Consider the following 25,620-nt stretch of genomic DNA (forward strand, 5'->3'; position numbering starts at 1 on the left):
GGTCCATGCGCTCTATCCGGATGTGGGAAGCGACCGACGGCAGCGTAAGAGACCGCAGATCGTTTCGCGGCAACTCGCAATTGACGTCACCGTTCACATCGGTTATTGAACAGGACTGAACAGGTACATTGAACAGGTATCAATATGAAGCGTCGTGCGGCTCTGTTGTCTCCCGGAACGGGCAAGCCCGAACAGATCGCGACCGTTCTCGAGCAGGAAATACGCTCCGGCGTGCTCGGTTTCGGCGACCGCCTGCAGAGCGAAAACGAACTCGTCCAGCGCTTTTCCGTCAGCCGCAACACCGTCCGCAAAGGCCTCGAGGAACTGTCGAGCCGCGGGCTGATTACCACCAAAGTCGGCATCGGCTCCTTCGTCACTTTCGACGGCATGCCGGTCGATGACAGCATCGGCTGGTCGCGCGCACTGGCCAATGCCGGCGCCAATGCCCAGACCCGGACCTTGCGGCTCGAGGTCATCGAGGATGCCGATCTCGCCGCGCGGCTCGGCATCGAAAGCCCGTTCTTCATCGCCGTCGATCGTGTCCGCACCAATGCCGATGACGGCCATGCCATCTCCATCGAGCGCAGCCGCCTGCCGCTGTCGCCCGAGCTTGAAGATGTGCCGCTGCGCGGCCTGCGCGAGGGGTCCCTGCACCAGACGCTGCGCGACGCCGGGCTCGTGCCCGACCATGGCGAGGAATGGGTCGAGATCGAAATGCTGAACGCCGAGGACGCCGCCATCCTGTCCTGTCCGCTGGGCACGCCTTTCCTGCGCGGCCGCCGGCTGACGCGCGCCGCCGACGGGCGGCCGATCGAATATGTCACCAGCCTGCTCAACCCGGCGCATTTCGCGCTGCATATGGAATTCTAGAGATGTCGGACAGCGCTTCCGCCGCGATGATCGACCGGGCAATGGGCGCGCTGATTGGTGGCGCAATCGGCGATGCGCTCGGCATGCCGACGCAGCTTTTGTCGCCGGCCCGCATCGCCGAGCTCTATGGCCATGTCGAGGATTTCGTCGCCCCGGACGCCGACCATCCGGTGTCAAAGGGCATGGCATCGGGAACCATCACCGACGATACCGAACAGGCGCTGTTGCTCGGCCGCATCCTGGTCGACTCCGGCGACCAATTCGACCACAGGCGCTGGGTCAACGCGCTGCTCGACTGGGAGCGCGACGTCAAGGCGCGCGGCAGCTACGACCTTTTGGGACCATCGACCAAGCGCGCCATCGACGCCATCAATGACGGGGTGCCGCCTGAGGAAGCGGGGCGCAGCGGCGATACCAATGGTGCGGCCATGCGCATCGCGCCGGTCGGCATCATGATGCCACTGGCGCCGCTCGACGCGCTGGTCGCCAAGGTGGCGGAAACCTGCCGTGCCACGCACAACACCTCGATCGCCATTGCCTCGGCGGCTGCCGTTGCTGCCGCCGTCAGCTGCGGCGTTGCCGGTGGCGACTGGCGCGCTGCTTCGGATCAAGCCGTCCTGGCGGCGCAGCGCGGCGCGGCCCTCGGCCACTGGACCACCGGCGGCGATATCGCCGCGCGCATTGCGTGGGCCAGAGACCTCGTCCGCGGCAAATCCGTCGCTGACGGCATCAAGCTGATCGTCGATCTCGTCGGCACCGGCGTCGCCAGCCAGGAATCGGTGCCGGCCGCCTTTGCGGTGCTGGAGATATCAGGCGGCGACCCGTGGCAAGCGGCGGTCATCAGCGCCAATCTCGGCGGCGACACCGACACGATCGGCGCCATCGCGGCCGGTATGGCCGGTGCCTGCACAGGTTTTTCCAAGCTGCCGCAACAGCACATCGCCAAGCTCAGGGGCATCGACCTATCGGAGGTTCGCGTGCTTGCCGCCGATCTTGTCGCGGCGCGGCTGGCGAAGACCGGCAAGGACGCTGCGGTATGAGCGGGCGTCTCGTCCATATCGGCAGTGCGGTGGTCGACTATGTCTACCGTATCGACGCTCTGCCGGCGCCCGGCATGGAGAAGACGGCATCGAGCTTTGCCCAGGTCGCCGGCGGCGGCTTCAACATGATGGTCGCGGCCAGCCGCACCGGCATGGCGGTTGTCTTCGGCGGCCAGCTCGGCAGTGGGCCTAACGGCGACTTTTTACGCGCCGCTTTCACTGCGGAAGGTATCGAGACGCTGACGCCGCCATCGCTGCTGATGGACAGTGGCAATTGCGTCGCCATGATCTCGAGCGACGCCGAACGCACCTTCGTGTCCTGGCCCGGTGCGGAGAGCGTGCTCAGCCTCGACATGATGCAGCCGGTTTCGGTCGCGCCTGATGATTGGGTGTTCACCTCCGGTTACACGCTGAGCTATCCCGCAAGCCGCGAGGCGCTGACCAACTGGATCGAAGCGCTGCCGGCAGACATTCCTTTCGTCTTCGATCCGACGCCGGTCATTTCAGACATTCCGCTTCCCATCCTGGCGCGGGTTCTGGCGCGCACGACATGGCTGAGCTGCAACACCACCGAAGCGGCCGAGATCGCCGGTGCGGGCGACGTCGAGATGCTTGCGGCAAGGTTGCTGGCCGACCATTGCCCTGGGGCAGCGGGCGTCGTCATCCGCGCCGGCGCCAGGGGCTGCTTCGTGCGGCTGGCCAACGGAACCGCGCAAATCATTCCCGGCTTCAAGGTCGCCGCCATCGACACCAATGGCGCCGGCGACAGCCATATCGGCGCTTTCGTCAGCGCGCTGTCGCGCGGCATGCCGCCTTTCGAGGCGGCGCGCTACGCCAATGCTGCGGCGGCCCTGTCGGTCACCCGCCATGGTGGCTCGTCAGCGCCGAGCGACCAAGAAATCCAGACATTCCTGAGCCATGCCACAGCGCGCGCGCCTGGCGGGAAACAAGAGGCCAATGCCTAAAAAGCCCGGAACCGGGCAAACAAAGAGAGGAACAAAACCATGCGCATGCCTGAACTGACTGCTCTCTTGACGGCGACCGCCGTCTTTACCTCCGCCCTTGCGTTTGCCGCTAGGGCCGACGAAGTCCACGTGCTCAACTGGAAGGGTTATGGCACCGACGAGCCGTGGGCCGTCGCGGCTTTCGAAAAGGCGACCGGCAACAAGGTCGTCAACGACTTCTTCAATTCCGAACAGGAAATGCTGACCAAGATCCGGACCAACCCGGGCCTCTACGACGTCGTCATGATCAACGCCGCTTTCAACGACCAGGCGATGGCGGAAAAGCTGATCCAGCCGATCGACGTGTCGAAGCTGCCAAACTATGCCGACATCAGTTCGGACAAATCCGGCTCGCCGATGCTCGACCATGACGGCAAGGTCTATGGCGTGCCGTGGGTGTGGGGTCTGACGGCGCTTGCCATCAATGAGAAGTCCTTCGATAAGCCGCCGACCTCCATCGCCGAGATGTGGGATCCCGCTCACAAGGGGCGCGTCGTCATCCGCGACGACGCCGTCGAGGCGGTGCAGTTCGGCGCCATCGCCACCGGTCAGAATATCAACGACATCAAGGATATGGACGCGGTCAAGACGAAGCTGACCTCGCTGATGCCGCAGATCAAGACGTTCTGGAGCTCGGAGAACGACTGGAACCAGATGGTCGCCTCCAACCAGATCGACATCGGCACCTACTGGAGCGGCTCGGCCGACCGCGCCAAGACGCATTTCAAGCTGCCGGTCTCGCTGGTCGTGCCGCAGGAAGGCGCCGTCGCCTGGCTTGATGCTTTTTCCATTCCGGCCGGTTCCAAGAACGTCGCCGGTGCCGAAGCCTTTATCAATTACATGATCGATCCGAAATTCTATGTCGAATGGGTGACCAAGGTTGGCGCCCCGGTCTCGGCCAACACCAAGGCGGTCGCCGCACTTCCTGAAGATGCCTTCAACCGCAAGGTGATGGGCGATCCGGAGGTCGCCAAGCGCATCCAGTTCCAGGCGCCGGTCACCGACGCCCAGCGGGAGGCTTATCTGGCGCTGTGGCAGCAGCTGAAGGTCGACGTGAAGTAAAACTCACGTCCGGACCAGCCGGCGGTTCGCGCCGGCTGGTCGTTCAATCCTGGGAGGAGGGTATCATGGCAGTACAGGGCGCGGTCGCATCGCGTAGCGGACTGAGATCGGCTCTGCCTTTGCTCCTCCCAGCCTATCTGTGGCTGACGGTGGCGATCTTCCTGCCGCTGTCGGCCATGGTCTTCTTCTCCTTCATGACCGAGCTGCCGCTATCGGGCAAGGCGTGGGCGTTCACGCTCGACAACTACACCGCCTTCTTCTCGCAAAGCCTTTATCTGACATTGCTTTTGGCTTCGCTGCGGCTCGGGCTCGAGGTGACTTTGTGGTGTGTCGTCATTGGTTACCCCGCCGCCTATGTGCTGGCCAAGGTGCTGAAGGGGCGCAGCCGCGAGGCGATCTTCCTGCTCGTCATCCTGCCGTTCTGGTCGAACGGGCTGGTGCGGATATTCTCCTGGGCGATGGTGCTGCGCGATGGCGGCATTCTCGACACAGCTCTCAACGCCGTGCTGCCGTTCAAGATCAACATCGACCTGATGTATTCCTATCCTGCCGTCATCATCGGGCTGGTGCACTCCTACGTGCCCTATATGGTGCTGACCTGCTACCTCACGCTGCAAGCCATCGACGACTCGCTGATCGAGGCTGGCCGCTCGCTCGGCGCCTCGCGGCTGCAGGTGCTGAAGCGGGTCATCATCCCGCTGTCGATGCCGGGACTGGTGGCGGGCTCGGCACTGATCTTCGTACCCGTCGTCGGTTCGTTCATGGAGCCGCGCATCCTTGGCGGCCGTACCGGCACCTTCTACGGCACGGTTATCGAGGATCAGTTCGTCGCCGTCTTCAACTGGCCGCTGGGCGCCGCGCTCTCCTTCATCCTGCTGGCCGTCGTGTTGGTCATCCTGGCGATGGCCTCGCCGGTGCTGAAGAGGGCTGCGTGATGATGACGACCCGCATCCTCGAAGGACTCGGCCGCCTGTACATCTGGCTCCTTCTTGCCTTCCTCTATCTGCCGATCATCATCATGGCGCTGATGTCGTTCAACGTCTCGCCCTTCTACCAATTGCCGTTCGAATGGACGACGGAGTGGTACAGTTCACTGTGGCAGAACGACCAGATCATTGCCGCGACGTGGAACAGCGTCGAAATCGCCGTCATCACCACCATCATCTGCACGGTGCTCGGCTCGGCGGCGTCGCTGGCGCTGTTTCGCAATGAATTCCGTGGCAAGAAGTTCCTGCAGGCGCTGCTGTTTCCACCGATCGCCATCCCGTGGCTGATCACCGGCACGGCGATGCTGATCTTCTTCTTCGGCGTCGGCATCGGCCGCGGCCTGCACGCGATCCTGCTCGGCCATGTGGCGCTGGCGCTGCCCTATGTCATCGTCGTCGTCTCGGCCCGGCTGCAGACATTCGCGCCGGAGTTGGAAGAGGCGGCGCGGTCGCTCGGCGCCAACCAGTGGCAAGTGACGCGGCGTGTGACACTGCCGTGGATCATGCCCGGCGTTATCGCCGGCGGGCTGTTCGCCTTCGCGGTTTCGTTCGACCAGTTCGTGGTGTCCTACTTCCTCTCGACACCGGGGCAGACGACGTTGCCGGTCGAAATCTACGCCGCGATCCGCAAGGGTTTCACGCCCGAGATCAACGCGGTGTCGACCATCATCATCGTCGTGTCGATGGCGCTGATGCTGCTCACGGCACGGTTCTTCAAATTCGGCGGAGAGAAATAATGGCCGGCGTCCAGGTATCGAACGTCTCGCGCAGTTTTGGCGCCCACAAGGCGCTGGACGACGTTTCCATCGATTTCGCCGATGGCGGTTTCTATGCGCTGCTCGGTCCCTCGGGCAGCGGCAAGACCACGCTGCTGCGCCAGATCGCCGGTTTCGATTTCCCTGATACCGGCCGCATCGCGATCGGCGGCGAAAGCGTCGAGCGGGTGCCGGTGGAAAAGCGGCAGATCGGCATGGTGTTCCAGAACTATGCGCTGTTTCCCAATATGAGCGTCGCCGACAATGTCGCCTTCGGCCTGTCGGTGCGCGGCGAGGCCAAGGCGGTCATTGCCAGCGAAGTGCAGCGTGCGCTCGACCTCGTGCAGCTCGGCAAGCTCGGCGGCCGCCGGCCGCACCAGCTGTCGGGCGGCCAGCGGCAACGCGTCGCGCTGGCGCGGGCCATCGTCACCAAGCCGCGTGTGCTTTTGCTTGACGAGCCGCTCGGCGCACTCGACAAGGCGCTGCGCGTCGACATGCAGATCGAACTGAAACGCATCCAGCGCGAGATCGGCATCACCACCATCTTCGTCACCCACGACCAGGAAGAAGCGCTGACGATGAGCGACCGCATTGGCATATTGCGCGACGGCCGGCTGGTGCAGGAAGGGCCGCCGGAAGACATCTACGACAGCCCGAAGAGCGAATTCGCCGCCACTTTCCTCGGCGACGCCAACATCTTTCGCGGTGACACCACCGGCAGCGGCATCCGCCTGGCCGACGGCACGTCGATTGCCGCAGGCGCCGGTGCAAGGCTCGCCGCCGGCGCCAAGGCTAGCTGCGCGGTGCGGCCCGAACGCATCCGCATCGCCACCGATGCGGGGGCGCCGGATGCGGTCAATGCCAACATGCTCAAGGGCCAGGTTTCCAAGCGCATCTTTGCCGGCAACAACAGCACCTATTTCGTCGAACGGGCCGGACAGACGCTGAAGGTCATCGTCCAGAACACCGGCATTGAAAGGCTGGCTGAGGGGCAGGACGTGGTGTTGCGCTGGTCGCCCGAGAGCACGGTGCTGATCGCCGGATAGGTGCCGAAGGTCGTGGCGACGTCATTTTCCATCTGCGATACTGATGGGAAATGATGTGATCGCTCTTGGCCGGCGTGCGCGCCTATGCGCTACATCCCTGAGCAGAGGCCTCTCGGCTGCGCCGGCTCCGGCGTGCCGCACGCCTGCTGCCGGGGCGATGATGACGACAGCTGGCAAGAAAAGCGCGACTTCCACGAGATCGATATGTCGGCGGCTGCTGAATAGCACAAGCGGGATAGGTCGAGGTCGGTATAGTGGTTATCCTACCGTGGCAGGCAACAAGGGGAACTTCCTAGATGAGCCGGAAAAGACCGACGGTGGCGGATTTGCGCGCCATGAAGGGCAAGCGCCAGTTGACCATGCTGCGCGTGATGACGATGGACGAGGCCGAGGCCGCCGAGCGGGCAGGGGTCGACATCGTTTCGGTGCCGCCGGAGCTGGTGCTTAATCCCGCGTATCGCGATGCGGCGCCCAGCCTGTTCACCATGCCGGGCGAGAATTTTTATGAGATCGGCACCGCCGATGATTTTATCCGCTGGGCCTTCCGGGTCTACATGGCGAGTGCCGACGCGGTCTATTGCAGCGCCGGCTTTGCCACCGTCAAGCGGCTGGCCGACGATGCCATTCCGGTGATCGGCCATGTCGGCCTGATCCCGTCGCGCGCGACGTGGACCGGAGGCTTCAAGGCGGTCGGCAAGACCGCCGATACCGCTATGCAGATATTCGAGGCGGTGAAGCAGTATGAGGCCGCCGGCGCCATCGGCGCCGAGATCGAGGTGGTGCCTGTCGAGGTGGCGAAGGCAATCTCGGAGCGGACCTCGCTGATCATGCTGTCGATGGGGGCGGGCACCGGCTGCGACGCGCAATATCTGTTCGCCGACGACATTCTTGGCCAGAACCGTGGTCACATGCCTCGTCACTCCAAGGTCTATCGCAATTTCGCCGCCGAATATGATCGCTTGCAGGCGGAGCGCATCGCCGCGTTCTCCGAATATGTCGCCGACGTCAACAGCCTCGCCTATCCCGAAGACAGGCATGTCGTGCATATGGACCCGCAGCAGCTTCGCCTGTTCCTGAACAAGGTCGATGGCGTGGCTTGAAGGAAGCGGCCGGCGCGGACAGGCGGGCTACGCCTGCCATCTGCCGTTGGCGAGCGTGGCGTAGAGCGTCTCGGCGTCGATGCCGAGCGGCCGGTCTTCCCTGAGCGGCAGGACGAGCACGCGCACCGCTGCATGGATCACGCCGGTGGCCGGCGCCAGCGCCAGTCCTTCGCGCACGTCGACCGCCTGCGCGGCGGCCATCAATTCCAGGGCAATCAGCCGCCGCCACAGCCCGATCATCTCGGCGCATTTCGAAATGGCGAAAAGGGTTTGCGTCGCGTGATCCTCGACGCCTTCGGAGACGGGCAGGAAATCGAGCATCACCGGATTGGCCTTGTGGCGAATGCTGGCCAGGATCGCCGTCACCGTCTTTTGCAGCGGCACGAAGCCGGCCGAGGCGCCGCCGACCGGCGACAAATATTTGGGCAGGCCGTTGCGGCCTGAGCCGGTGAGCTGGATGAAGCGGGCGGCGCAGGCGGCAGCCGTTTGAGCGATCGCCAGGCCGAGCGTCTCGAAGGCCAGCGCCAGCGACGCGGTGTGAAAATTGCCGGTCGACAGCACCAGTTCGTCGTCGCCCATCACCAGCGGGTTGTCGGCGGCGGCGTTGAGTTCGATCTCGACGGCTTGTCTCGCCTGATCGATCGCATGGATCAACGCGCCATGGATCGAGGGCATGCAGCGGATCGACAGCGGGTCCTGTAGGGTTGTCGGCGCCGGCGGCTCGTGTCGCGCCAGCAATTCGCGCAACTCCTTCGCCGCGACCTGCTGGCAGGCGGCCGGCCGTGCCGCGTGCAGGCGCGGATCGAGGATCGTCTGGTTGGCGCCGATGGCTTCCATGGTCAGCGCGCCGGCCTGCTGCTGTTGCATCAAGGCAGACAGCGCGTCGGCGACCGCCAGCGCGCCGCTGCCGGTGGACACGGCGGAAGCGTTGATCAGCGACAGCCCGTCCTTGGGCGCCAGGCTGATCGGGGTCAGACGGGCCAACATCATGGCCTTGGCCGACGGCATGCGCCGGCCCTGATAATCGGCTTCACCGTCGCCGGTCAGCATGCGGCCGAGCGCTGCCATCAGCACCAGATCGCCGGCGCCGATCGAGCCTAGCGATGGCATCACCGGATGAACGCCGGCATTGAGCGCTTCGACGAGCGCGGCGAAGACCCCGACCGAAATGCCCGAACCGCCGACTGAGAGCATCGCCGCGCGGGCCAGCATCGTCGCGCGCACGATTTCCTGCGGCAGCGAGTCGCCAACCGCGCCGCTGCGCCCTTCCAAAAGCTGGCGCTGGAAGGCGCCGGCGTCGCCGTTGACCGACGTCTCGAGATTGGCGCCGAGCCCGGTGTTGAGCCCGTAGACCGGCTGGCCGGCAGCGGCGGCCTGGTCGAGCACTTTGCGCGCCTTGTCGAGTTTCTCGATGATGGCCGGCGCCGCCTCGACCTTGCGGCCGTCGCGGGCCACGCTGGCGACATCCTCGATGCTGATGCCGGCTCCGGTGAGGACGAGCCCGTTCATGCGAAGCGGAGCCTCTGGCCGATGCCTTGTGCCTGCGCCTTGGCCAGCATTGCCTTGCCCAGCGCAATGTCGGAGAGCGACAGACCACGATGCCAGAACAGGATCGTTTCGTCGTCGCCCTGTCGTCCCGGCTTGAGGCCGGCGGCGATCTGGCCGAGTTCGGCATGCAACTTCTTTTCGCTCAGCCGTCCGGTCTCGACATGCGCGCGCAGCGAGCCGAACTTGCCACCCTTGCACTGCCCCCAATCGTCGACGACCATTTTCTGCATGATGTCGGTCAAGGATAGCTCCACCGCGCTCATCGTACCATAGGGCACCACCAGCGCGCCCGGCTTGATCCATTCGGTCTTCAGCAATGGCTGCGGCTCCGGCAGCCGCGAAGCCTCGACGACGATGTCGGCGCCTTCGACGCAGCTCTTCCAGTCGGCCACCGCCGTGACCTTCTTGCCGAGATCGGCGGACAGTTTGGCGGCAAAATCGTCGCGGCTTTCCGGCCGGCGCGAATGGACGCGGATCTCGTCGAAGTCGAAGAGATGGTCGAGCAGGCGCACGTTCCAGTAGGCGGTGCCGCGCGCGCCGATATGGCCGAGGACCTTGGATGTCTTTTTCGCCAGATGTCTGGCGCCGATAGCGGTGACGGCACCGGTGCGCATGTCGGTGATGACGGTGGCGTCGAGAATGGCGCGCGGCGTGCCGGTGCGTGGATCGAACAGGTTGAGAATGCCGAATTCGGAAGGGAGCCCGTGCAGGTAGTTGTCGACATAGTCGCCGACGATCTTGACGCCGGCGGTGTCGAGCGGCGCGACGTAGCCGCGCAGGACGTTGAAATGGCCGTGAAAAGACGGGTCCGGCTCGAGATGGACGCGCGGTTCGATGACCGTCTGGCCGTTGCCTTGGGCGACCAGACCAGCCTCCACCGCGTCGATGATCTCGGCATCGGTCATGGCAAGGGCATCGATATCGAGGGCGTTGAGGTAATCGATGTAGATAGGCTTCATGCGTGCGCGGTCCCCAGGCAGCCCATTCATCCCATAACAGGCCGCGAGGCGACACGAAAGTTTGTTGGCGCATTGTCTGGACGAAGCCGCCCAAATGCTGTTCAAACCGGCGCGTCATGACGGCCATCCCCGAAAACGAAGCCTCGTCCCCGGCAACAATGCCGGCGCGTCAGGCGCGGCGCGTGGCGCTGATCGTCGCCGTTGCCTTCTTCATGCAGCTGCTGGATTCGACGATCATTTCGACCTCGCTGCCGCAGATGGGCCAATCCTTCGGTGTGCCGGCGGTGGCGATGAGCATCGGCATCACCGTCTACATGCTGACCATGGCGGTGTTCGTGCCGCTGTCGGGCTGGCTCGCCGATCGTTTTGGCGCGCGCAACATTTTTCTCATCGCGATCGCCCTGTTCACGCTGGCTTCAATCGTCTGCGGCGTGTCGCAGAACCTGACTCAGTTCGTTGCCGCACGCGCCGTGCAGGGCCTGGGCAGCGCATTGATGACGCCGGTTGGCCGCATCCTGGTGCTGCGCAACGCATCGAAGTCCGAGCTGCTCAACGCCACCGCGCTGATCACCTGGCCGGCTTTGTTCGCACCGGTGGTCGGGCCGGTGCTTGGCGGCTTCATCACCACATACCTGTCCTGGCACTGGAATTTCTTCATCAACATACCGCTCGGAGTTGCGGGACTGGCGCTGGTCGCCCGCTTCATTCCGGGTGATCGTGAAGCCGAGACGAGGCCGCTCGACTGGCCAGGGTTTGTGCTGACGTCGATCGGGCTCGCCGCACTGCTCTACGGCCTCGAACGCATCGCGCATCCGGAAGACGGCATCTTGCCGACCATGGCGCTACTCGCGGCCGGCATCTTTGTCGGCTGGCTGGCTGTGCGGCATCTCCGTCGCGCGCCGCATCCGCTGCTCGACCTCTCGGCCTTCAACGTGCTGACCTTCGCCATCTCGACGCTTGCGGCCGGCACCATTTTCCGGGTGGCGATCAACGCCACGCCGTTCTTGCTGCCGCTGCTGTTCCAACTCGGTTTTGGCTTGAGCCCGGTCGATGCCGGCATGATGATCCTCGCCTATTTTCTAGGCAATCTCGGCATGAAGGCGGTGACGACGCCGACGCTGCGGCGCTTCGGCTTCCGTTCGGTGCTGGTCATCAACGGGGTGATCGCCTCGCTGGCGATCATGGCCTGCGCGGCGATCTCGCCGCAGACGCCACAGGTGCTGGTTGTGGTGCTGATGCTGATTGCCGGCCTGTCGCGCTCGATGCAGTTCACAGCGCTCAACACGCTGGCCTTCGCCGATATCGGCGCGCAACAACGCAGCTCGGCGGCGACGCTGTCCTCGATGCTGCAGCAAGTGGCGATGCTGTTCGGCGTCGCGGTGGCGGCAGCCATCCTCAACCTGTCGCAGATTGCCAGGAGCGGGCCGGCGCTCGACCTCGTCGATTTCCGAATCGCCTTCCTGATCATCGGCGTGATCGGGCTCGTCGCCTCGTTTCGTTTTCTGGCGCTGCCGCCGACCGCGGGTGGCGAGGTTTCGGGTCATTCGCCGGAGAATTGACCGCGTCTTTCCTGCCTGCCGCAGACAGAAATTCCACCCCTTGCTCTGCTCTTGGAGCGGAGCTTTCGCCGGCAACTTCGTAGGCGCAACGAATTGCCAAAAATGCTTGAGTTTCCGCGCATTGCGCCAGTTTCGGCAATCAATTCGTCCACTCGACAATTATCGCTGCCAGCCGCTGTTCTGAACGCGGATTCATTTGACGAGTTGGTGTTGAGCCGATTAGCTTTCGTCTTTTCGGGATGGCAGCGCTGCCATCGGGGCGAGACAATGAACGCGATCGGCTGGCCGAGTTTCAGGCGCCTGAATCAGGAGGGCATTGTCTTTGCCATTGCGGTCGTGCTGTTCGCTGCCGCCGCGATCGGCTTGCCGGGGTTCATCGATCCGAACAATCTCGTCGCCATCGTGCGCTCGGTGTCGGTGCTGGGCATTCTGGCGCTCGGCATGGCGGTCGTCATCATCGGCCGGGGTATCGACCTGTCGGCGGTGGCGATCATGGCGATGTCGGTCGCCTGGTATCTGCAACTCTTGAATTCGGGAACGCCAGACGGGTTGGCCCTCGCCTATGTGCTGGCTGGCGTGCTCGCCATCGGCCTGCTGAACGGCTTTCTCGTCGCCTATGCCGACGTGCCGGCGATCTTCGTGACGCTCGCCACCGGCTCCTTCGTTTTCGGTTATGTGCGCTCGCAATTGATCACGCAGGATGCCGTGCCGGTGCCGCAGGGACATTGGGTCGAACTGCTGGGTGGCATGCGTTTCCTCGACATTCCGGTCGAGGTCTTCGTCTTCGCCGGGCTGGCTTTCCTGTTCTTCCTGTTCCTGCGCTACACCAAATGGGGCCGCTACATCTATTTCGCCGGCGACAATCCGGTGGCGGCGCGCAACATCGGCATTCCGGTGCGGCCGATGCTGGTGCTGCGCTATGTCGTCTCGGCGCTCGTCGCTTTAGTCGCCGGGTTGCTGACCGCGGCCAGCCTGCATTCGATCAACACCCGCGTCGTCAACTCGACGCTGCTCTATGACATCGTGCTGGTGGCGGTGATTGGCGGCATCGGTCTTTCCGGCGGGCGCGGCGGGGTGCGCAACGTGCTGGTCGGAGCCGCGCTGATCGGCATCCTTTCGAACGCCATGACCATCATCGACATTCCGCTGCTCTACCAGAACCTGATCAAGGCAGCGATCCTGCTCGGCGCCATCATCGTCGATGGCATCATCAATCCGCGCGACGAACAGACCGCGCAGCAGGGCGACATTTAGGGGTACCCGGCCGGGTCATGCCGACCGGCCGGCAACAAGTGAAACAGAGGATATGACATGAAACTGATCAGAAACCTGATGGCCGCCCCCACGGCACTGGCCGTTACCGCCTTCGTGGCACCGACCTTCGCCGCCGACGATCCGGGTCCTGCTGCCTACGCACAGGCGCTCAAGGGCAAGCGCGTCATGCTGGTGCCGCTGGCGATGGGCTTCGACCTGGCGCAGGGTTGGGCGCATTATCTGAAGACCGAAGTCGACGCCTGGGGCGGCGTGTTCGAGACCCGCGATCCGAACTGGGTGGTCGATGCCGGCGCGCAGGCGATCACCGACGCCATTTCGTCGGACACGAGGCCGGACGTTCTGATCATCCATGCGCCGGACCTCAACTCCTATTCCAAGCTGATGAAGAAGGCGCAGGCCGCAGGCACCTATGTCATCCTGGTCGACAATCCGGCCAACTTCCCGGCCGACGCCTTTGTCGGCAGCGACTGGGATCGGCTCGGCCAGCTCGAGGCCGAAGCGGCGATCAAGGGCTGCGGCGAGAATTCCTCAAAGAAGATCGGACTGGTGCAGGGCGACCAGGCCAATTCGTCGAGCCTCTACCAGTATGTCGGCATCATGAAGGTTCTGGACAAGCACCCCGACTTCAAGGTCGTGGCAAAGCCCGACTCCAACTGGGATCCGACGACCTCGCGCAACGTGACGACGACGATGCTGCAGCAGAACCCCGACGTCTGCTCGATCATCGACTTCTGGGATGGTGATGCCACCGGCGCTTCGGCCGCGATCCGCGACGCCAAGCTCGACGGCAAGGTCTTCCTGGTCACCACCGGCGGTGGCGAAAAGGCCGCCGACTGCGACAAGCTGCAGGACGGCACCTATGGCGCGGTTGTCATGACCGACCTTGCCCGCCAGTCGGGCGACATGAACGCCCTCATCAAGTTCCTGCTGCAGAGCGGCCAGCCGGCCGGCACGTCGCACACCTATATCTACACGCTGGAGAAGGCGACGACCAAGGCCGACCTCAAGCCAGACAGCTGCTGGGACCTGAAGGCGCTGCAGGCCGAAGCGGCGGCGAAGTAAGTTACGCTTTCTCGACTGAAATAAACGAGGTGGCCGGATTGTTTCGGCCACCTCGTTCCCTCATGGAATAGCAGCAACCGATGTCTTTTCGCGAACGCCTCCAGTCCTGGCGCTACAATCTCGTGCCCGACCATATCGTCGGCGAGATCCTGACCAAACGCTGGACCGACAACGCCATTCCGTTCCTGGCGCTGGTGGCGACGCTGGCAACGTTCGGCTCGGTCATTCCCGGCTTCTTCAAGCTGACGGCGCTGCAGGATTCGACACGCCAGCTCGGTGAGTTCTCGATGGTGGTCACCGGCATGACGGTGGTGATGCTGGGCGGCGGCATCGACCTGTCGGTCGGCTCGATCTTCGCGCTGTCGTGCTTTTCCGCGGTCTATGTCTTCTTCATCCTCGAACACTCGATATGGCTGGCGCTGGCGGCGTCGCTTTGCACCGGGCTGCTGTTCGGCGCCATCAACGGCTATCTCGTCGGCTATCTCAGGCTGCGCGCCTTTCTGACGACGCTGGTCACCTTCATTTTCGGGCGGGCGCTGTTCGATATCCTCGTCACCACCTATGCCGCCGACGTGCAGCTTTCCTCAGCTACGTCGGACGTTCTCGATTTCATCGGCGACAGCACTTTCTGGGGGCTTTCCGTTTCGGTGTGGCTGGCGATCATCCTGGCCATCGTCACCCATATCGCGCTGACGCGTTCGCGGCCCGGCTGGCATGTGCTGGCGGTCGGCGGCTCAAGGCGCTCCGCGCACAATGCCGGCATCCGCGTGCGCCGCACCGTGTTCATGACCTATGTCTTTTCCGGCTTCTGCGCTTCGATCGGCGGCTTCCTGATTGCTTGCCGTTTGAGCGGGGCAGGGCCGGGCACAGGCCTCAACCTCGAGATCATGGCGCTGACGGCGGCGGTGGTCGGCGGCGTCAGCCTGGGCGGCGGTCGCGGTTCGGTGATCAAGGGGCTGATGGGCGCGATCATCGTGCTGACGATGACCAACGGGCTGATCCGGCTGGGCTACGGTACCGGCACCAACCAGATGGTGCTGGGCATCATGCTGGCGGTCGCGGTGACCATTGACATCCGCTGGCTGAAGAACCGCCACAAGGTGTTGAACGAGGTCTATGTCGCGCCGGTCTATCTCAAGATGGGCGAAACGCAGTCGGCGGCGCCCGGATCTGGCACGCCCTACGAACTCGACAACCGGTTGTCGGAAGCCGATCATATCGGGCTCGGCGAGTTGGAAGGGCCGGAAGACGTCATCCTCGACCGCGACGATCATCTCTACTGTGGCACGCGCCACGGCGAGATCGTTCGCTTCTTTGCCCCGGATTATGTGAAGTCAGAAGTCTTCGCCCATATCGGTGGCTTTCCGCTCGGTCTCGCCTTCGACAGAGCGGGCAATCTCATCAGCTGCGTCGGCGCCATGGGGCTGTATTCCGTCTCGCCGCAGCGCGAGGTCAAACGCTTGTCGGCCGAGACGTCGCGCTCCTGGACCTCGATCGTCGACGATGCGCGGCTGCGGGACCCGAATGACTGCGACATCGCGCCGGACGGCCGTATCTATTTCAGCGATTCGACCAAGCGCTACGACGCCCATGACTGGGCGTTGGACTCGATCGAGAACCGCGCCACCGGGCGGCTGCTGGTCTACGACCCGAAGGATGGTTCGACCAGGACGCTGCTCGACGGCTACCGTTACACCAATGGCGTCTGCATGGCGCATGACGGCAAGTCGCTGTTCTTCGCCGAAAGCTGGGCCTGCCGTGTGCATCGCTACTGGCTGGAAGGGCCGAAGGCCGGCAGCGCCGAATGCGTCATCCGCGACATGCCGGGTTACCCCGACAACATCAACCGCGCTTCCGACGGCAATTACTGGATGGCGTGGCTCGGCATGCGCACGCCAAGCTTCGACCTGTCGCTGCGCCACCCCGACATGCGCAAGCGCATGACGCGGCGGCTGCCGCAGGACGAATGGCTGTTCCCCAACATCAACACCGGCGGCGTGGTGAAATTCAACGAGACCGGCGGCATCGTCGAGGCGATGGGCGACCTCTCGGGTGCCGCCCATCCAATGGTCACCTCGATGCGTGAGCACAAGGGATTTCTCTTCGTCGGCGGCATCCTCAACAACCGCATCGGCCGCTACAAGATATCGGGGGCCGACCCGAACTGGACCAGCCCCGCCTCCTATTGGGGAGCAAATCCATGATCCTCGATCCAGTGCTCGACCTGTTTCGCGGCAAGGCGGTGACGATCCCGCCGCTCGACGGCGCTTTCCGCCCCAACACGCGGCTGGACAATGCGCCGGCGTTTGCCGGACTGACAGAGCCGGACAATCTGCTGGTCTCCGGTGACCGGCTGCTGGCCTCCAGCGGCAACGCCATCTATTCGATTGCTGCCGGCGCCGAGTCCAAGGTGGTCGAAACTTTTCCATCGCCGATCACAGCGCTGGCGCTGTCGCCATCGGGCGAGCTGGCGGTCGGGCTGGAAAACGGCAAGCTGCTGATATCAGGCAAGGACGTTTCGCTGCCGGCTGATCTCCGCTGCATCACTGCACTTGCCTATGGCGATGATGGCACACTGTGGCTCGCCAATGGTTCGGCCGAACATTCGCCGTCGCAATGGGCCGCCGACCTGATGAAGAAGGGCGTGTCCGGATCGCTCTGGAAGCGGGAGCCGGGCAGCACGGATTTCCGCAAAGTGGCCGGCGACATCGCATTTCCTTACGGCCTGTATCCCATGCGGCGGGATGTGCTGGTCAGCGAAAGCTGGCGGCATCAACTGGTGCGGTTTGATGGCACGACGGGCAACCGCTCAACGGTGCTGACGCATCTGCCCGGCTATCCCGCGCGGCTCTCGCCTTCCGCCGATGGCGGGGCGTGGCTGAGCTTGTTTGCGCCGCGCAACCGGCTGATCGAATTCGTGCTGCAGGAAACGCACTATCGCCAGGACATGATCAAGCAGGTGTCGCCGGCCTACTGGATCGCGCCGGCGCTGGCTTCCAACCGCAGTTTTCTCGAACCGCTGCAATGCGGCGGCATCCGCACCATGGGCATCCACAAGCCATGGTCGCCGAGCCGTTCCTATGGGCTGGTGGTCAAGCTCGACCCAAAGATGCAGCCGCAATTCAGCCTGCACAGCCGCGCCAACGGCACACGCCACGGCATCTGCAGCGTGGTGGAAAAGGATAACCGCCTGTTCATTGCCTCCAAAGGCGGTGACTGCGTGCTGGCCGTCGATGCGGGAGGTTTTTGATGGAACCGATCGTCCGCCTGGAGAACGTCACCAAGACCTATCGCGGCGTGCCCGCTGTGAAGAATGTCAGTTTCGAATTGCGCAAGGGCGAGATCCACGCGCTGCTCGGCGAGAACGGCGCTGGCAAATCGACGCTGACCAAGATCATCGCCGGCGTCGTCGACGCCACCTCCGGCAAGATGTTTCATAAAGGCGCCGAGATTGCCTACGCCTCGCCGCATGCCGCGCTTGAAGCCGGCATTGCCATGGTGTTCCAGGAGACCAGCCTGGTGCCGTCTATGACGGTGGCGCAGAACCTCTATCTCGGCACCGAAAAGTTCCTCAACCGGCTGCGTGGCACCTACATCTCAGCGCAGCAATTCCTGCAGTCGCTGAATTTTCCTGTCGACCCGAATGCGATGGTGGCGACATTGGGTGCGGCCAAGCGGCAGATGGTCGAGATCGCACGTGCCGTCCACCACAATGCCGAGATCATCATCTTCGACGAGCCGACGGCGACGTTGACGCCGGAGGAAAAGCGGCATTTCTTCGCGCTGATCCGCCGGCTGAAGGCAAATGGCGTGTCGATCGTCTTCATCAGCCACGCGCTGGAAGAGGCGCTGCTGATTGCCGACCGCATCACCATTTTGCGCGACGGCGAGCTTGTCATCACCGACGACACATCGGCCTTCGACCGCGACCGGATCGTCGCCGCCATGGTCGGCCGCACGCTGTCGGGGCAGATCTATCGCCAGCGCGACGAAGCGAAGCTGCGCAAGGCCGGCCGGAAGGTGCTGTCGGTACAGGATATCTCGATGAGCAATGTGGTGCGCAACACGTCGTTCTCGATCTTCGAGGGCCAGATCACCGGCGTGTTCGGGCTGATCGGCTCCGGTCGCACCGAGACCTTCAAGATCGTCTCCGGCATCTACAAGCGCGATTTCCTGCGCGGCGGGGCCATCGAACTTGACGACAGGCCGGTGCGCTATCTCGTGCCGAGCGAAGCGGTGGCCGACGGCATCGTCTACGTCACCGAGGATCGCAAGAGCGAAGGTATCTTCGAGACGATGGGCATTGCCGAAAACCTGTTCGGCGGGCTGCTGGCGGCGGGTCGCGAAAAGGCCTGGGTGATCAATGCGCAGGAGATGCGGACGCTTTCCGCCGAATGGACGAAGACGCTGAACATCAAGGCGATCAACGACAATGCTCGCGTCGTCGAGCTTTCCGGCGGCAACCAGCAGAAGGTGGTGATCGGCAAGGGGCTGGTGCAGCAGCCGCGCATCGTCATCTTCGACGAGCCGACGCGCGGCGTCGATGTCGGGGCGATCGCCGAGATCCACCAGATCATCAACCGGCTGGCCGACGAGGGCTTGGCCGTCGTCGTCATTTCGTCCTACCTGCCGGAGGTTATGAACCTGTCGGATCGGATTCTTGTCTGCAGGCAAGGGCGCATCGTCGAGGAGTTTTCGCCGGCGGAGGCTACGGAGGAGAAGATCATGTACGCGGCTGTGCATTAGGTCTCTGGCCGATGCGTACGTCGACAATTGGCCGAGCGGTCCCCCCTTCGTCATCCCTGCTCGCCTGCTTCGCCCAGGGATGACGAAGGTGAGGGGGGCTCCGCCAATCTCCACGGTTCGGTGCCTTTGCGCGCCAAAAACCGAATCAGAAAAGCCGATTAGCCGCCTTTGCTCGAGACCTGTTTCAACGACCTAGTCCATCGATTCAACCAAGGGAAAAATGCCATGGCCACCACAAGACTTCTCAGCGATACCGAGGTGGAAAAGATTCCGGCCGTGAAGGCTGTGTTCGACGACATCCGCGCGACGCGCAAATCCGATTTCGTCAACAATTTCTGGCGCGGGCTGGCCAATGATCCCGCAGTACTGAAGCGCATCTGGGAACAGCTGAAAGTGGTGATGGTTGCCGACAGCGCCATCGATCCTCTGACCAAGGAGATGATCTACATCGCCGTGTCGACCGCCAATGGCTGTTCCTATTGCGTCCATTCACACACGGCCGCCGCGCGCGCCAAGGGCATGAGTGATGCGCAGCATGGCGAGCTGGTGTCGATCATTGGATTGGCGGGGCAGACCAACCATCTGGTGACGGCGATGCAGATTCCGGTCGATCCTGAGTTTGAGGTGAAGTGAAGGTTCACACTGGCCGGTAAACCTTTTTCGCCGTGTTCCAGAAGACATCCGCCTCCGCTGCCACGCCATGTTTTGCCACCGCATTCCGGTGCGCCTTGATCAGTTCGGCGTGGCTGGTCCACAGTTTCTCGATCGGGAAGTTCGAACCGAACATCAGATGGTCGCTGCCCAAAATGTCGATCGCGTTGTCGACGATGTAGGCGATCAGCGCCGGGTCGTTGCGGTGGACGAAGGTGCCGAGGCCGGACAGCTTGACGTAGAAATTGGGTGCCACTGAGAGCGTGCGCAGGCCGGCTTTCCAAGCCTCGGTGGTCTCCGACTCCATGCCGGTCAGCATGCCGGCATGGGTGAGGATGAAATTGGTTTCGGGGTTCTCGCCGACCAGCGTCAGCCCGTCCTTCATCTGGGCGGGGAAAAGCTGCAGGTCGAAGGACAGGCCGTAGTCCTTCAGCCGCGCGACGTTGGCCCGCACCTTGGGGTCGATGACCTGGTCGGCCGAGGCTGCGAAGCGGAAGGCCGGCGTTTCGTGCCAGTGCAGTTGCATGCGCACGCCGCGCAGCAGCGGATACTTTTTCAACCGGTCGATCTGAGGCCGGATATCGTCCACCGTCATGTCGGTATAACCGACGATGGCGTGCGGCCAGCCGGTCTCGTCAGCCGTCTTCTGCAGGAAGGAGACCTCCTTCTCGAAATCTTCCTTGGCCCAGTTGGTCTGGACATAGACGGCCTTCTCGACGCCGGCGCCTTTCTGGTCGGCCAAAAATTCCTCGATCGGGTAGTCGCGGCGGATCGGCTCGTAGGGGCCAAAGATGCGCGGCACCATCGGCCCGACCAGCCAGGGCTGATCTTCTTGGCGCCAGATGTGGAAATGCGCGTCGATGACTTTCTGCATCACGAAACCCTCTTCCAGATTGTCGCCGCCGTAGGCGCTGGGCGGGCGAGCGACAGGATGAAATCGGTGAGACCCTTGAGCGACGAGCCGTCGACGAGATCGTCAAGCAGCGGCAGGATGGCGCGCAGTGCTGCCGTTGCCGGCTGGAAGCGCGGGTCGCCGGCCAGCGGCGTCGCCAGTGACAGCCGGAAGGCACGAGCGCTCAGCCGGCGCACTGCAATTTCCAGTTCGGCATGGTCGCCGCGCTCCAGCGCGTCCGACAGGATGATGACCGCGGCACCCCGGGCAAAGGCGGAAAAGCGCGGCACCGAAAGGAAGGCGAGCAGAGTCGGTCCCATGCGGGTGCCGCCGTCCCAGTCGTCGACCTGGGCTGCGGCGCGGGCAAGCGCCTGATCGCGATCGCGAATGCGCAACGCGCCGGTGATGCGGGTCAGGCGCGTGCCGAAGGTGAAGATCTCGGCGCGGTCCGCGCCTTGCACGGCGGCATGCGCGAGCTTGAGATAGTCCGCGGTGTGCAGCTTCATCGAACCGGACACGTCGATCAGGATTAGCAACTTGCGCGGCACGGTCTGGCGGCGGCGCAGCAGCGGCGAGGGGACGTCGCCGTCGGCACTGACGATTTCCCTCAGCGACCGACGCAGATTGAGCTTGCCACGCGAATGGGTGCGTACGGTGCGGAACGAGCGGCGGACGGGCAGGGCGGAAGCGAGCTTGCGTCGAAAGGCGGACAAGCCGTCGTCGTCGCGCTGGAAGTCGCGGGTGCTCAGCCGTTCGGCGCCGGAGGACAGCTCGCCGCCCTCTTGCCGGCTGATCACACCGATCTCATCCTCGCTCGCGCCGCCATCATCCTTGATGCGGGTTTCCTCGTCCGCGTCGCCTTCGACCACGGCGGATGTGTTGCCGTAGAAATGGCTCTGGAAATGCGCCTCGAATTCGTCGCGGCGGTCCGGCGGCGGCGCCAGTGTGGCAAGGGCAGCCTCGCGGATGTCGGCCATCGAGCGGGGGCCGAGCAGGGTCACCGCCTGCATGAAGCCGGAAATCTGCTCGGGTGCGACGGCAAAAGCATGGCGGCGCAGCAGCCGGCCGAAGCCGAGCAAGGGTGCTGCGGCGCGGGGTAGGCTCTCCTCGCCCCGTTTGCGGGGGTCCGAAGGACGGGTCGAGACAAGTGGCTCGACCCTTGATGCCGGCAGGCAGGTGAGGGGCGGCGCCGACATCGGAGGTTCGCGCTGCCCCTCATCCGCCCCTTCGGGGCACCTTCTCCCCGTGAACGGGGCGAAGGGATTGCTGAGGTCGCGGCTCACGCCAGCGCCTCCTCGACGATGCGGCCGAGCTCGGGTGCGATGTAGGACAGGTCTTCCTCGTCCTTGATCAGCACACCGATGGCACGGCGGAAGGCTTCCGGCCACGGGCTGCCACCCTTTTCCAGGATGGTTGCGGCATTGGCCCATTCGACCGCCTCGGCGATGCCGGGCGGTTTGGCCAGCGGCCGGGCGCGGATGGTCTGCACGGCTGCCGCCACGGCGCGCGCAGTGGCTTGCGCCACATCGCCGGCGCGCAGCATGATGATGGCGGCCTCGCGCTCGGCGTCGGGATAGCCGATCCAGTGGTAGACGCAGCGTCGCCGCAGCGCCTCCGCCAGTTCGCGGGTGCGGTTCGAGGTCAGGATGACGATCGGTTGCGCCTTGGCGCGGATGGTGCCGCGCTCGGGAATGCTGATCTGGAAATCGGACAGGAATTCCAACAGCAGCGCCTCGAACTCATGGTCCGAGCGGTCGATCTCGTCGACCAGCAGCACACGCTCTTCCGGGGCGTTCAATACCTGCAGCAGCGGCCGCGCGATCAGAAAGCGATCGTCATAGATGTCGATCTCATGCTCGCCGGCATGGCGGATGGCGAGCAATTGACGCTGGTAGTTCCATTCGTAGAGCGCGTGCGCGGCATCGATGCCTTCATAGCATTGCAACCGCACCAGATCACGACCGAGCACTTCGGCGATCGCCTTGGCGGCTTCGGTCTTGCCGACTCCCGGCGCGCCTTCGAGCAGCAGCGGCTTACCCAGTCTTATCGCCAGGAAGATGGCGGTCGCCAGGCTTTCATCGGCGAGATAGCGCGAGGTGGCCAAGCGCGACGCCACTGCCTCCGGCGAGGTCGCGACAGTCTCGGCGCTTGTTGCGGGCATTTCGGTCCTCAGTTCGGCGCTTGCGCCTTCAGCGCGCGCAAAATGCGCTCCGGCGTGATCGGCAGCGTGTCGATGCGCACGCCGACGGCGTCGAAGACGGCATTGGCGACCGCCGGTATCTGCGGATTGGCGCACATTTCGCCCGGTCCCTTGGCGCCGTAAGGCCCATCGGCAGAGGGCCGCTCCAGCACGATGATCTCGGTCTCTGCGAGGTCGCCGGGGCCAGGCATCAGATACTGGTTGAAGTCGGTGCCGCCATGGTCGCGATTGGGGTAATAGGGCTCGGTGGTCTCGTAGAGCGCGTGACTGATGCCCATCCACGAGCCGCCGACCAGCTGCTGCTCGACCATCTTTGGGTTCAGCGCGCGGCCGATCTCGAAGACGTTCTTGACCGTCAACACCGTCACTTCGCCGGTCTCGTCGTCGACCTCGACCTCGGCCACGGTGCAGGCATGGGCATAGCAGGTCGACGGCTTCATCGCGCCGGTTTCTTTCTCGGGATAGGAGCGTGGGATCAGGAACATGCCGCGGCCGGAGATCGAGCGGCCGCGCTTAAAATGCGCCGACAGCGCGACGTCGAAGATCGAGATCGACTTTTGCGGCGCGCCCTTTACCAGGATGTTTCCCTGGCCATCGGTCTCGAGGTCGGATGCGTTGACTTCCAGTTCCTCAGCAGCCACTTCCAGCATCACTTGGCGGGCCTCCTTCGCCGCCTGGATGACGGCGTTGCCGGCGCGGTGGGTGCCGCGCGAGGCGAAGGTGCCCATGCAGTGCGGGCCGGTGTCGGTGTCGGCGGTATCGACAACGACACGGTCGGTCGGCACGCCTATGGTCTCGGCGCAGATCTGCGCCATGATCTGCTTCATGCCCTGGCCAAGATCGACGGAGGACAGCGTCACCATGAAATTGCCGGTCGGCGTCGAATGCACCAGCGCCTGGGTCGGGTCGCCACCGAGGTTCATACCGGTGGGATAATTGATCGCGGCAACGCCGCGTCCGCGCCTGATCGCCATCTCAAGCTCCCTTCGCGTAGGACGACATGGCCAGATATTTTTCCGCCACCGGCCAGTTGGCGGCGCGCGATGCTTCCTGCATGCACTCGATGAGTGCAGCACCCTCCGTCGGCTGGCGATGTGCCTTCATGTCGCCGTCGCGATAGGCATTGATGAAGCGGAATTCGAGCGGGTCCATGCCGACCAGCCGCGCCAGCTTGTCCATCTGTACCTCCAGCGCGAAATCGCCGATGGTAACGCCGAAGCCGCGCATGGCCGACGAGGGCGTGCGGTTGGTGTAGACGCAATAGGTGTCGATCCAGACATTGGGGATCGTATAGGGGCCGGGATAGTGTCCGGCGCCCTTCTGCGCGCCATAGGGCGAATGGCGCGAATAGGCGCCGGCATCGGTGTAGCCGGTGACCTTGCGGGCAATAATGCGGCCGTCCTTCATGACGCCGTCCTTGATGACGACCTTTTCGGCCGCGCGGGGTGACGATATCTGCATCTCCTCCTCGCGGCTGTAGATGAAACAGACTGGTCGTCCGGTTAGTTTCGCGCCAAGAATGGCGATCGGCTCGACGATGACGTCGACCTTGCCGCCAAAACCGCCGCCGACGGTGCCGCCGACGAAATGCAGTTTGTTGCCGGGCATCTGCAGGATGATCGAGGCGTTGTCGAGGGTGAAGAACATCGCCTGGGTGTTGGTGTAGCAGGTGAAGCGGTCATTGCCCTCGGGCGCGACGATGCAGCCGGTCGTCTCGGTCGGCGCGTGCTCGATCGGCGACGACTGGTAGCTCTGTTCCAATATGTGATCGGCGCCGGCAAAGCCCGCCTCGACATCGCCGAAGCGTACCTTGCGGCACTCGCCGCTGTCATAGAGATAGTAGTTCTGGCCGTGATATTCGTTCACCAGCGGTGCGCCGGGCTTCAGCGCCTCTTCCATATCGAAGACCGCCGGCAGCACCTCGTAGTCGACCTTGACCTTGGCGGCGGCTTCTTGTGCGGCGCGTTCGGTCTCGGCCAGCACCGCCACAACGGCCTCGCCCTTCCAGCGCACCTTGCCGTCGGCCAACACGGTCTCGTCCTCCGGTCCGATCTGGATCAGGATCAGGATGGTGTAGACATTGTGCGGCACGTCCCTGGCAGTCAGCACCCTGACCACGCCCGGATGTTTCTCCGCCTCTGACGTGTCGATGCTGCGGATGCGGGCGTGATGATGCGGGCTGCGCACCATCTTCAGGTGCAGCATGCCGGGAAAGTTGCGGTCAGCGAAAAAGGTGGTTTTCCCGGTGACATGGCCGGGCGAATCCGAGCGCGGCCTGGGCTGGCCGATCTCGTGCAGGTCGTCCTTGCGCTGGTCGGAGAAATAGTTCTTGCGCAGGTCCATCTTTTGCCCCCTCAGGCCGCGTTCTGAGAATTGGCGCGCGCCGCAAGCAGCACCGCCTGGATGATCGGCTCGTAGCCGGTGCAACGGCAGATGTTGCCCGACAGCGCCTCGACCACCTCGTCGCGGCTGGGGTTGGGCGTGTGGTCGAGCAGCACCTTGGCCGCCATGATCATGCCAGGCGTGCAGAAGCCGCATTGGGTGGCGAAGGCATCGAGGAAAGCGCGCTGCAGCGGGTGCAGAACGCCGCCTTGCGACAGGCCCGATGTGGTGGTGATGGCGGCGCCGTTGCATGTCTCGGCCAGCGTCAGACAGGAGAGCCGGAGTTCGCCGTCGATGATGACCGAGCAGGCGCCGCAGGTGCCTTGGTGGCAGCCGCCTTTCGGCGAGGTGTCGCCGATCTTGTCGCGCAGCGCGTTGAGCAGCGTTGTGCCGCTGTCGATGAATTCGGCCGTTTCGCTGCCGTTGAGCGTGAACTGAACCGGGACCTTTGCCATGTCGTTTCCTCCTTGCGCGCCTGCCCGT

23 protein-coding genes are annotated in these 25,620 nt (G+C 63.9%); 15 read left to right on the top strand and 8 right to left on the bottom strand.

Annotation, left to right across the window (positions count from 1 at the left end; genetic code table 11):
* Window positions 1-144: 144 nt before the first annotated feature.
* The 8 genes from AC1D0N_RS12880 (at window position 145) to AC1D0N_RS12915 (ending at window position 7,863) form a co-directional block, all read left to right on the top strand.
* On the top strand, window positions 145-870 hold the full coding sequence (locus AC1D0N_RS12880) for a GntR family transcriptional regulator (RefSeq protein ID WP_477244356.1): 726 nt from the start codon (window positions 145-147) through the stop codon (window positions 868-870).
* A 2-nt stretch (window positions 871-872) separates the two neighbouring features.
* Window positions 873-1,910, top strand: a complete 1,038-nt coding sequence (locus AC1D0N_RS12885; RefSeq protein ID WP_477244358.1) for an ADP-ribosylglycohydrolase family protein — start codon at window positions 873-875, stop codon at window positions 1,908-1,910.
* On the top strand, window positions 1,907-2,875 hold the full coding sequence (locus tag AC1D0N_RS12890) for a PfkB family carbohydrate kinase (protein WP_477244360.1): 969 nt from the start codon (window positions 1,907-1,909) through the stop codon (window positions 2,873-2,875). The genes AC1D0N_RS12885 and AC1D0N_RS12890 overlap by 4 nt, the downstream gene beginning before the upstream one ends.
* Window positions 2,876-2,914: 39 nt before the next feature.
* A complete protein-coding gene (locus tag AC1D0N_RS12895; RefSeq protein WP_477244362.1) occupies window positions 2,915-3,976 on the top strand; it encodes an ABC transporter substrate-binding protein in 1,062 nt (353 codons plus the stop codon).
* A gap of 65 nt (window positions 3,977-4,041) precedes the next feature.
* The gene (locus AC1D0N_RS12900; protein WP_477244364.1) at window positions 4,042-4,911 is read left to right on the top strand and encodes an ABC transporter permease; all 870 of its coding nucleotides are present in this window, start codon (window positions 4,042-4,044) and stop codon (window positions 4,909-4,911) included.
* Window positions 4,911-5,699, top strand: coding sequence for an ABC transporter permease (locus AC1D0N_RS12905; RefSeq protein ID WP_477245010.1), 789 nt, complete (start codon window positions 4,911-4,913; stop codon window positions 5,697-5,699). Before AC1D0N_RS12900 ends, AC1D0N_RS12905 begins: the two co-directional genes overlap by 1 nt.
* Window positions 5,699-6,763 (top strand): ABC transporter ATP-binding protein, encoded by a 1,065-nt coding sequence (locus AC1D0N_RS12910; protein WP_477244366.1) that lies wholly within the window; start codon window positions 5,699-5,701, stop codon window positions 6,761-6,763. The genes AC1D0N_RS12905 and AC1D0N_RS12910 overlap by 1 nt, the downstream gene beginning before the upstream one ends.
* Window positions 6,764-7,059: 296 nt before the next feature.
* Window positions 7,060-7,863: a 3-methyl-2-oxobutanoate hydroxymethyltransferase gene (locus AC1D0N_RS12915; protein WP_477244368.1), complete on the top strand. Its 804-nt coding sequence runs from the start codon at window positions 7,060-7,062 to the stop codon at window positions 7,861-7,863.
* A gap of 27 nt (window positions 7,864-7,890) precedes the next feature.
* Here AC1D0N_RS12915 and AC1D0N_RS12920 read toward each other — a convergent pair whose 3' ends face one another.
* Together AC1D0N_RS12920 and AC1D0N_RS12925 are read right to left on the bottom strand one after the other, a co-directional pair.
* Complete coding sequence (locus tag AC1D0N_RS12920) at window positions 7,891-9,372, bottom strand: HAL/PAL/TAL family ammonia-lyase (protein ID WP_477244370.1); 1,482 nt, start codon at window positions 9,370-9,372, stop codon at window positions 7,891-7,893.
* Window positions 9,369-10,370 carry an ornithine cyclodeaminase family protein gene (locus tag AC1D0N_RS12925; protein ID WP_477244372.1) on the bottom strand — a complete coding sequence of 334 codons (1,002 nt, stop codon included), beginning with the start codon at window positions 10,368-10,370 and terminating at the stop codon, window positions 9,369-9,371. Before AC1D0N_RS12925 ends, AC1D0N_RS12920 begins: the two co-directional genes overlap by 4 nt.
* A gap of 116 nt (window positions 10,371-10,486) precedes the next feature.
* Here AC1D0N_RS12925 and AC1D0N_RS12930 point away from each other — a divergent pair, with 116 nt between their 5' ends.
* From AC1D0N_RS12930 to AC1D0N_RS12960, 7 genes are all read left to right on the top strand, one after another.
* A complete protein-coding gene (locus AC1D0N_RS12930; RefSeq protein ID WP_477244374.1) occupies window positions 10,487-11,929 on the top strand; it encodes a DHA2 family efflux MFS transporter permease subunit in 1,443 nt (480 codons plus the stop codon).
* A gap of 267 nt (window positions 11,930-12,196) precedes the next feature.
* On the top strand, window positions 12,197-13,183 hold the full coding sequence (locus AC1D0N_RS12935) for an ABC transporter permease (RefSeq protein WP_477244376.1): 987 nt from the start codon (window positions 12,197-12,199) through the stop codon (window positions 13,181-13,183).
* A 57-nt stretch (window positions 13,184-13,240) separates the two neighbouring features.
* Window positions 13,241-14,266 carry a sugar ABC transporter substrate-binding protein gene (locus tag AC1D0N_RS12940; protein WP_477244378.1) on the top strand — a complete coding sequence of 342 codons (1,026 nt, stop codon included), beginning with the start codon at window positions 13,241-13,243 and terminating at the stop codon, window positions 14,264-14,266.
* An 80-nt stretch (window positions 14,267-14,346) separates the two neighbouring features.
* Window positions 14,347-16,470 (top strand): ABC transporter permease, encoded by a 2,124-nt coding sequence (locus AC1D0N_RS12945; protein ID WP_477244380.1) that lies wholly within the window; start codon window positions 14,347-14,349, stop codon window positions 16,468-16,470.
* On the top strand, window positions 16,467-17,516 hold the full coding sequence (locus tag AC1D0N_RS12950) for a hypothetical protein (protein WP_477244382.1): 1,050 nt from the start codon (window positions 16,467-16,469) through the stop codon (window positions 17,514-17,516). Before AC1D0N_RS12945 ends, AC1D0N_RS12950 begins: the two co-directional genes overlap by 4 nt.
* A complete protein-coding gene (locus AC1D0N_RS12955; RefSeq protein ID WP_477244384.1) occupies window positions 17,516-19,012 on the top strand; it encodes a sugar ABC transporter ATP-binding protein in 1,497 nt (498 codons plus the stop codon). The genes AC1D0N_RS12950 and AC1D0N_RS12955 overlap by 1 nt, the downstream gene beginning before the upstream one ends.
* 225 nt (window positions 19,013-19,237) lie before the next feature.
* Complete coding sequence (locus AC1D0N_RS12960; protein ID WP_477244386.1) at window positions 19,238-19,645, top strand: carboxymuconolactone decarboxylase family protein; 408 nt, start codon at window positions 19,238-19,240, stop codon at window positions 19,643-19,645.
* 4 nt (window positions 19,646-19,649) lie between these two features.
* Here AC1D0N_RS12960 and AC1D0N_RS12965 read toward each other — a convergent pair whose 3' ends face one another.
* The 6 genes from AC1D0N_RS12965 to AC1D0N_RS12990 form a co-directional block, all read right to left on the bottom strand.
* Window positions 19,650-20,537: an amidohydrolase family protein gene (locus tag AC1D0N_RS12965; protein ID WP_477244388.1), complete on the bottom strand. Its 888-nt coding sequence runs from the start codon at window positions 20,535-20,537 to the stop codon at window positions 19,650-19,652.
* On the bottom strand, window positions 20,537-21,613 hold the full coding sequence (locus AC1D0N_RS12970; RefSeq protein WP_477245012.1) for a vWA domain-containing protein: 1,077 nt from the start codon (window positions 21,611-21,613) through the stop codon (window positions 20,537-20,539). The genes AC1D0N_RS12965 and AC1D0N_RS12970 overlap by 1 nt, the downstream gene beginning before the upstream one ends.
* 221 nt (window positions 21,614-21,834) lie before the next feature.
* The gene (locus AC1D0N_RS12975) at window positions 21,835-22,716 is read right to left on the bottom strand and encodes an AAA family ATPase (protein WP_477244390.1); all 882 of its coding nucleotides are present in this window, start codon (window positions 22,714-22,716) and stop codon (window positions 21,835-21,837) included.
* A gap of 8 nt (window positions 22,717-22,724) precedes the next feature.
* Window positions 22,725-23,729, bottom strand: a complete 1,005-nt coding sequence (locus AC1D0N_RS12980; protein ID WP_477244392.1) for a xanthine dehydrogenase family protein molybdopterin-binding subunit — start codon at window positions 23,727-23,729, stop codon at window positions 22,725-22,727.
* Window position 23,730: 1 nt separating this feature from the next.
* Window positions 23,731-25,098, bottom strand: coding sequence for a xanthine dehydrogenase family protein molybdopterin-binding subunit (locus tag AC1D0N_RS12985; RefSeq protein WP_477244394.1), 1,368 nt, complete (start codon window positions 25,096-25,098; stop codon window positions 23,731-23,733).
* Between the two features lie 11 nt (window positions 25,099-25,109).
* The gene (locus AC1D0N_RS12990) at window positions 25,110-25,592 is read right to left on the bottom strand and encodes a (2Fe-2S)-binding protein (protein WP_477244396.1); all 483 of its coding nucleotides are present in this window, start codon (window positions 25,590-25,592) and stop codon (window positions 25,110-25,112) included.
* Window positions 25,593-25,620: the final 28 nt, after the last annotated feature.

The organism is Mesorhizobium sp. P2_E10, assembly GCF_056404235.1.

Bases quoted from the DNA above. Each gene is read 5' to 3' on its own strand.
- AC1D0N_RS12965 (WP_477244388.1), bottom strand. From the start codon at position 20,537: ATGCAGAAAGTCATCGACGCGCATTTCCACATCTGGCGCCAAGAAGAT.
- AC1D0N_RS12980 (WP_477244392.1), bottom strand. From the start codon at position 23,729: ATGGCGATCAGGCGCGGACGCGGCGTTGCCGCGATCAATTATCCCACC.
- AC1D0N_RS12920 (WP_477244370.1), bottom strand. From the start codon at position 9,372: ATGAACGGGCTCGTCCTCACCGGAGCCGGCATCAGCATCGAGGATGTC.
- AC1D0N_RS12925 (WP_477244372.1), bottom strand. From the start codon at position 10,370: ATGAAGCCTATCTACATCGATTACCTCAACGCCCTCGATATCGATGCC.
- AC1D0N_RS12895 (WP_477244362.1), top strand. From the start codon at position 2,915: ATGCGCATGCCTGAACTGACTGCTCTCTTGACGGCGACCGCCGTCTTT.
- AC1D0N_RS12910 (WP_477244366.1), top strand. From the start codon at position 5,699: ATGGCCGGCGTCCAGGTATCGAACGTCTCGCGCAGTTTTGGCGCCCAC.
- AC1D0N_RS12950 (WP_477244382.1), top strand. From the start codon at position 16,467: ATGATCCTCGATCCAGTGCTCGACCTGTTTCGCGGCAAGGCGGTGACG.
- AC1D0N_RS12890 (WP_477244360.1), top strand. From the start codon at position 1,907: ATGAGCGGGCGTCTCGTCCATATCGGCAGTGCGGTGGTCGACTATGTC.
- AC1D0N_RS12985 (WP_477244394.1), bottom strand. From the start codon at position 25,098: ATGGACCTGCGCAAGAACTATTTCTCCGACCAGCGCAAGGACGACCTG.
- AC1D0N_RS12990 (WP_477244396.1), bottom strand. From the start codon at position 25,592: ATGGCAAAGGTCCCGGTTCAGTTCACGCTCAACGGCAGCGAAACGGCC.
- AC1D0N_RS12945 (WP_477244380.1), top strand. From the start codon at position 14,347: ATGTCTTTTCGCGAACGCCTCCAGTCCTGGCGCTACAATCTCGTGCCC.
- AC1D0N_RS12885 (WP_477244358.1), top strand. From the start codon at position 873: ATGTCGGACAGCGCTTCCGCCGCGATGATCGACCGGGCAATGGGCGCG.
- AC1D0N_RS12935 (WP_477244376.1), top strand. From the start codon at position 12,197: ATGAACGCGATCGGCTGGCCGAGTTTCAGGCGCCTGAATCAGGAGGGC.
- AC1D0N_RS12975 (WP_477244390.1), bottom strand. From the start codon at position 22,716: ATGCCCGCAACAAGCGCCGAGACTGTCGCGACCTCGCCGGAGGCAGTG.
- AC1D0N_RS12915 (WP_477244368.1), top strand. From the start codon at position 7,060: ATGAGCCGGAAAAGACCGACGGTGGCGGATTTGCGCGCCATGAAGGGC.
- AC1D0N_RS12960 (WP_477244386.1), top strand. From the start codon at position 19,238: ATGGCCACCACAAGACTTCTCAGCGATACCGAGGTGGAAAAGATTCCG.
- AC1D0N_RS12955 (WP_477244384.1), top strand. From the start codon at position 17,516: ATGGAACCGATCGTCCGCCTGGAGAACGTCACCAAGACCTATCGCGGC.
- AC1D0N_RS12900 (WP_477244364.1), top strand. From the start codon at position 4,042: ATGGCAGTACAGGGCGCGGTCGCATCGCGTAGCGGACTGAGATCGGCT.
- AC1D0N_RS12940 (WP_477244378.1), top strand. From the start codon at position 13,241: ATGAAACTGATCAGAAACCTGATGGCCGCCCCCACGGCACTGGCCGTT.
- AC1D0N_RS12930 (WP_477244374.1), top strand. From the start codon at position 10,487: ATGACGGCCATCCCCGAAAACGAAGCCTCGTCCCCGGCAACAATGCCG.
- AC1D0N_RS12880 (WP_477244356.1), top strand. From the start codon at position 145: ATGAAGCGTCGTGCGGCTCTGTTGTCTCCCGGAACGGGCAAGCCCGAA.
- AC1D0N_RS12905 (WP_477245010.1), top strand. From the start codon at position 4,911: ATGATGACGACCCGCATCCTCGAAGGACTCGGCCGCCTGTACATCTGG.